10 protein-coding genes are annotated in these 5,828 nt (G+C 67.3%); all 10 read right to left on the bottom strand.

Annotated elements, in window-relative coordinates; translation table 11 throughout:
* A partial coding sequence (locus BLS34_RS25040; protein WP_093154830.1) for a phage tail tape measure protein occupies positions 1-557 on the bottom strand: 557 nt, incomplete at its 3' end.
* On the bottom strand, positions 554-823 hold the full coding sequence (locus BLS34_RS25035) for a DUF1799 domain-containing protein (protein ID WP_281241224.1): 270 nt from the start codon (positions 821-823) through the stop codon (positions 554-556). The genes BLS34_RS25040 and BLS34_RS25035, both read right to left, overlap by 4 nt.
* A 122-nt stretch (positions 824-945) precedes the next feature.
* Positions 946-1,482 carry a hypothetical protein gene (locus BLS34_RS25030; RefSeq protein WP_093154826.1) on the bottom strand — a complete coding sequence of 179 codons (537 nt, stop codon included), beginning with the start codon at positions 1,480-1,482 and terminating at the stop codon, positions 946-948.
* A gap of 164 nt (positions 1,483-1,646) precedes the next feature.
* Complete coding sequence (locus tag BLS34_RS25025) at positions 1,647-2,912, bottom strand: hypothetical protein (RefSeq protein ID WP_093154823.1); 1,266 nt, start codon at positions 2,910-2,912, stop codon at positions 1,647-1,649.
* A gap of 5 nt (positions 2,913-2,917) precedes the next feature.
* Positions 2,918-3,214 (bottom strand): hypothetical protein, encoded by a 297-nt coding sequence (locus BLS34_RS26130; RefSeq protein WP_093154749.1) that lies wholly within the window; start codon positions 3,212-3,214, stop codon positions 2,918-2,920.
* A gap of 12 nt (positions 3,215-3,226) precedes the next feature.
* Positions 3,227-3,685: a hypothetical protein gene (locus tag BLS34_RS25015; RefSeq protein ID WP_093154745.1), complete on the bottom strand. Its 459-nt coding sequence runs from the start codon at positions 3,683-3,685 to the stop codon at positions 3,227-3,229.
* Positions 3,678-4,193, bottom strand: coding sequence for a hypothetical protein (locus tag BLS34_RS25010; protein ID WP_093154821.1), 516 nt, complete (start codon positions 4,191-4,193; stop codon positions 3,678-3,680). Before BLS34_RS25010 ends, BLS34_RS25015 begins: the two co-directional genes overlap by 8 nt.
* Entirely contained in the window at positions 4,190-4,867 is a 678-nt protein-coding gene (locus BLS34_RS25005) for a hypothetical protein (RefSeq protein ID WP_093154818.1), read from the bottom strand. The genes BLS34_RS25010 and BLS34_RS25005 overlap by 4 nt, the downstream gene beginning before the upstream one ends.
* 14 nt (positions 4,868-4,881) lie before the next feature.
* A complete protein-coding gene (locus tag BLS34_RS25000) occupies positions 4,882-5,253 on the bottom strand; it encodes a hypothetical protein (RefSeq protein ID WP_093154816.1) in 372 nt (123 codons plus the stop codon).
* Between the two features lie 74 nt (positions 5,254-5,327).
* Positions 5,328-5,828: phage major capsid protein (locus tag BLS34_RS26125; protein WP_483887626.1), on the bottom strand; the 501-nt coding region annotated here is incomplete at its 5' end.

Here is a 5,828-nt window from a genome sequence, read left to right as displayed (position 1 = left end):
ACAATGACCGATGCCAGCGTGTCGATGCTGTCGATCGCCTCGCCGGTTACGTTGAGGATCCGGGTAAGGCTGGTCGCCGCTTCCTCGCCAGCCAGGTCGGAGGCCGTACCGAGCTTCGCCACTGTCTCGGTGAAGAGCGTGAGATCCTTCACACCCTTCACGCCGAGCTGACCGCCGGCCTGGGCAATGCCGAGCAGCTCCGTTCTCGCGAATGGCATGCGGCGGGCCATCTCGGTGACGGCCGCGCCCATCTCCCGGATCTGGTCGGCTGTCAGATCGGCGGTCTTGGCGACGCCGACCAGTCCGCGCTCATAGGCGGCGAACTCCTGGACCGCCTCGCGCACACCGACGGCCAGGCCAAGGCCGGCGATGACGGTCTGCAGCGATCGCAGGGACGCGAGTGCGGAGGAGCTGCGCAGTCGCAGATCCTCCATGGCCCGGCCGGCGCCGGTACCGCTGTCGCGCAGGCCGACCAGTTCCGATCGGGCGTTCCGGACTTCGCCGACGAAGCCGCGGCCGTCTGCGCGCAGCGTGATGCCGACGACCATGTCGTTCATCGCGACCTCGCCGACTGCGGCTGCTGGCGCCGGATGCGCGCCAGGTCGGACATGCGGATCCGGCCGAGCACCTCGAGCGCCTTCATCTCGATGATCTGGATGCGGCCGAGAAGATCCGACCGGCGCTCCTGCGGAACACCGAGCGCGTCAAGGCAGGCCGTGACGGCTTCCATGCGCAGACCCGTATGGGCCGGCGGATCGCCGGCATATGTCCATTGGGTCTGGCACCTCTGAAACACCATAACTGCCTCGGTATTGGCCGGCAGGACCGGATAGGCCGGCCGGCTCGTCGGCAGCTCCCGCTCTCGCCGACGTTCACGGGCGCGGCGTCGGCGCTGTGCGTCGAGATAGGCGTCGACGTCCTGGCCGGCATCGCGCAGCTGATCGGCTATCCCGTAGCCTTCCGGCTCTTCGCCTCCGCCGCCCGACGTTCCGCGCGGTTTGGCCCGCCGGCCTGCGGTTGCCCATCTTCGGGCGGCGTCTCGGAGTTTTTTTCCTCGATCCCCAGGACCATCTTCATGGTCGCTTCCAGCACGGCGCCGCGGATCCGCGGATCGCTCAGCAGCTGGCTCTTGGCCGCATCGGAATACCCGAGCGCGCCCTTGCCTTGGGCAGCGATGCCGGACCAGCCGCGCAGGTGCGGATACAGCGGGTCGGCAAGCGGATCTCCGAGCTTGCCACCGGCGGCAGCGAAGGCGGTGACCCGCTCGTACAGCTCGTGGTACTCGTTCATGTCGAGGTACTGGAGATCCAAGCGGATCTCGTGGATGCGGAACTGGCCAGGCCCGACCGGCACCCGGATGCCGACGGGCCAGTTGCGAACGACCGGCCGCGCGTCGAAGGCGAACAGCCCGCCTTCATCGAACGCGTCGAGCGGCACGTCGGAAGCGTCGATGTCCTCGTGCTTCTGCTTCTTGGTCGCCATGCGACCCTCCTGTTGCCGAAATGGATGCCGGTCTCTCCCGGCCGTCACGTCCATAGCTCCGACGTTGCAGCAGCCTTCAGCCTGGCCGCGGGCCTACTCCCGGATCGTTGGACCCTGCCGGCCAATAGAGCCGTCCCGGAGGATCCTCCCCGGTTTCGTCTCAATCACTTGATGGCGAGCGTCAGCTCGTCGTTGCCGGCGTCGGACGGGAGCGCGGTGACATTGGCGGAGAACATCGCCACACCTTCCTCGTCCTGATACTGCAGCCCGGTGATCTCGAGGAGCGGACAGGTCAGATGGACGATCTCGCCGCGCAGCAGGCCGTGGATCAGCTCGAAGGCGAGGGTCGACCCGTCGTCCAGGTTGTCGAAGAAGTCGACGTCATCGAGATCCAGTGCCTCGAAAACGATCGTCCCCGACGCAGATCGGCCTGAAGTTCGAACCTTCTTCTGGCCGACCAGCGACCGCATGACGGTGTTCTGGCCGACGTTGAGGCTGAAGCTCCGCAGGTTGATCTCCACACCGCCCAGGGCGACGTAGGGCGAGTTGTCGTCATCGACGATCAGCGGATCCTGGAACGCGATGAAGTCGACGGCCGGGATCGCCTCGCTCGACCGTGCACGCGGCAGGCCCATGAAGTCGAACTGCAGGTCGAAATAGCCGTCGGCCGCCGCGTTGATTGTCACGTTGCCGCGCTGCCCGGCGAAGCGATGACGGTTCGGGCCGTACTGGAAGAAGCTCTCGCCGGACTCGAAGGTTTGGCTGACCGGAGCGTAGTACGCGCCGGGAGCTGACAGCTGGATCGTGTAGCTGTCGCCGACCTCGAACGCGGTGCCCACCGTCGGCGTGATCGTCGCGCCGTGAACGAGGTCGAAATCGGTGGCGTCGGTCATCACCTGTTCGGTGGCCTCGTATGCGGCCAGGTGCGCGATCGCCGGAGCGCTCACCGTGAACTCCGCGGTACCGGAGCCGCCGCCCGTGGTGCAGAGCAGCGTGACCAGGCGATCCACGATCCCCTCATAAGGGTCGCCGGCCGCGTAGGTGAAGGTGCCGGTCGGACCGCCAACGCCCGTCGGCGGGCTTGCCGCGATGGTCGCTGCAGGCGCGCGAACCGTCTCCGAAGTTCCGGCCTGCCGCAATAGGCGACCGAAAGCCGGCGCCGTACCGGCGTCCAGAGCGGTTTCGCCAGCGCCGGTGGCCTCCACGGTGAACTGCATGGTCCCGCGCTTGGCGGTCAGCTTGCCCGGATTGGCGCCGTAGTACGGCGTGACGACATCGCGCTCGACGCGGTTGCCGGTTAGTGGAACGGCGGTCAGCGACTTGACCTTCACCGCCTGGCTGGCCGTCATCGCGCCCGGCGAGACGCCGTATGTGGCCTCGAGCTGGTTAAACAGCACGGCCGTGTTCATGGAGATCTCGTCGTCGCTCATGTGGGTTACTCCTTACCGGTAGAGGGGTCGGACGCGGCCTTCGCCGAGCCGGTGCTCGATGCCGGCGGGCGCGGGCTGCTCTCGCTGGCCGGCGTCGTCGATCGACGCGGTGCCGGCTTGGCCTCAGCCGCCGGCTTGGGCAGGGCCTGGAGCGGCTCCTCGGCCTTCTTCTCAGCCTGGGCCTTCTTCTCGGCCTCGACCTCGAGCGCTCGGCGCTCGGCGCGGCTGAGCGACTTTGGCGGCTCGCCGACGCGCTCGGGCTTGCCGGTCTTGGGATTGATGACGAACTGGCCTCCGGACATGGGGGCTCCTCCTTACCTTTCGCGGTGACGGGTAGAGAGCGCCAGGCGGGCGCCGTGGCAGAGCACGCCGGCAAACATGACCGGCGAGCTGTCTTCGACCTGGATGCCGGCGAGGTCATCGACATGCGTGGTTTCCACCACACCGCCGAGCGTCGAGCTGGCATCGAACGCAGCCCGGATCGCCTCGATCGTGGCGTCGAACAGGATCTCGCTCTGAACAGAGTCATCGAGCGCGCGGTATCCGCGGATCCGCCAGCGGTTGATGACGGTCCGGATCCCGCGGGCAGGCGATATGACCCGCGTGGAGAGCCGACGCACGAACCAGCCCTGCAGCCGCCCCTCGTCCTCGTACAGCGCCTTGAGATCCTTCTCGGCGCGGGCGTACCGCTCGTAGCTGTGAACCTGTCCGATGTCGGCGACGCTGTTGAGCGTGGCGACGATGGCGGTGCGGGTTGCGGCCAGATCAGACACCGGGCACCTCCGCCAGCTCGGCCGCCAGGCCCTGGATGTGGCGCTCGAAGATCGAGGCGATCTGGCCTTCGTTCGACGCAAGCGCATCGGCGAACATGTGCTGACCCTCGGTACCCTTGGCCGCGATCTTGCGCGCCACGCCCCAGGCGATCCGCTCCGCCTCCTCGGGATCGACACCGAACTTGGCCTTGGCCCAATCCACCAGCGGTGCGATCGGCGGCATGTGCGGTCGGGTGCCCAGCTCGACGTGGAGCGCATGCGGCTGCGAGCTGCCGATCGACCCGACGACCGCCTCGGGACTGACCTGGGCCGGCTGTGCCGCAATCGACGCTTCAAGGGCGCCGGTGGCACCGCGCGGAGTGCGCTCCTTGGTCTCCCGCTCCAGCAGCAGCGTGGCTTCCGTGACGCCAGCGGTGAGCACGGCGATCGCCCGCTCGGGCATCACGGCCCAGGCGCGGATCACGGCGTCGACGGCGCTGGTGTCGATATCGATCTGAATGTCCGTCATCGGTAGCGCCCCGGGTGTGTGAGGCGATCGCGGCCGCGGCTGTCTGTGAGGTCGAGATCCACGACGACGCCGTGGGCGACGTTCTTGCGCTCGGTCAGACCGAAGGTGTTGAGGTACCGGTTGCGGTGCGCGCGGGCGCGGGCCGCGTACTCCTGGCTCTTGCTGCGGTGATCAACACTGTCGGCGCCGATCGTCGGATCCGACGAATTGGCGGTCGCCGAGGCGAGCTGATCCAGCAAGATGGAGGCACCGTAGGCCGCGACCGGCTCACGGGCACCGAAGGGAATGGTGTCGGCTTCGTCGTCGAGCACATGGCGCCCGGTGTGCGTGGCCCGAACGGTTGCAGCCGCGGCCAATGAGAAGGCGACCATGATCCGGGTGGCGCTCGGACTGGTGTACAGGCGCCAGTCGGCCGGCGAGATCTCGCTCGGCGGCACCAGGTCGACCGGATACTCGAGGCTCTCGAGCTGGCTGAAGCCATCCTCCCAGCTCTCGGGCAGATCGAGGTAATGACCGCCGGCAGCGGTCAGGTCGACCACGATCTTGCGGGGCCGATCCTCAGAATAGCGGGCGACCGCGAGCGCGATCGCCGCATCACGATCGTCTGTCGTGATGCGGCTCTCGTCGTCGCGGACGAAGTCGTCCACCAGGTTCTGAAAATCGGCCAGCGCCATCTCGATCCCTGACCTCAGATCCGAACGAGCGTCAGAACGACCTGGACGTCGTTGAAGGTCGGGGACGAAGTGCCGCCGATCGTGAAGTCGATCGTCAGCTCCGCCTCGTCCGCGAGCCGGTCGGTCGCGATCACCCCATGGGTCACCGTGGCCGCGGTCACGGCGATCTCGGCGTCGAGCACCGACTCACCGTCGGCCTGGACGTCGATGTCCAGGGTCGGATCGGTGCCGGTCGACGAGCGGGCGGACGCCTGGACGTCCATCAGCTTCGCCGCGAACGGCAGGTCGAAGCGCACCCGTGCCGCCGCGGTGGCAGCGTTGGCACCCGCGAAGACGAACGGCAGCACCAGGACGCCGGGCGTGGAAATGGGAAGGTCAGTAGTCATGCTCTCTTCCTTGCGATGAGAGCCGACCGGTGCCCGAGGTCAATGCGGGGCAGACGATCGGCTCAGGTTACCGATCAGTCCGCGACCACCGCCTTGAACATGCCGCGGAAGTCCATGACACCGCCGCCGTAGACGTGGCGAACCTTGTAGGTGATCTGATCGTGGCTGAAGAGCGACCCGGAGGTCGGCGAGTCCTGGACGAAGATGTCCGGCTCCTCCGCACCATCCAGGAAGCCGACCTCGATCGTCGGGCATTCCATCGGGTCGGCGACAAGCGACCAGTCGGAGACGTCCGTCCAGTACCAGACCGGCAGGATGTCCAGCACCAGGGACTGGATGAAGGTCTTGTCGTTCTCGGTCGACCGACGGAACTGGTTGGCTGCGATCTCCTCCAGATCCGGCGGGCACAGCAGCGACCGCGGTCCGATGCCGAGCCGGTCTCCGCTGTCCTTCTCCGTCTGCTTCAGCATCAGCAGGCGGGCAGCCGCAAGCGCACCGGCGGTGCCAAGCGCCGTGGTGCCGAGGTTGCCGTGATCGTTATGGAAGAGGGTCTTGTTGTCGTAGATGACCGGGTT

This window comes from Thalassobaculum litoreum DSM 18839, assembly GCF_900102465.1.
Taxonomy (GTDB): domain Bacteria; phylum Pseudomonadota; class Alphaproteobacteria; order Thalassobaculales; family Thalassobaculaceae; genus Thalassobaculum; species Thalassobaculum litoreum.
Note: the sequence above shows the minus strand (reverse complement) of the source record. Positions and strands in the feature narration are given on the sequence as shown.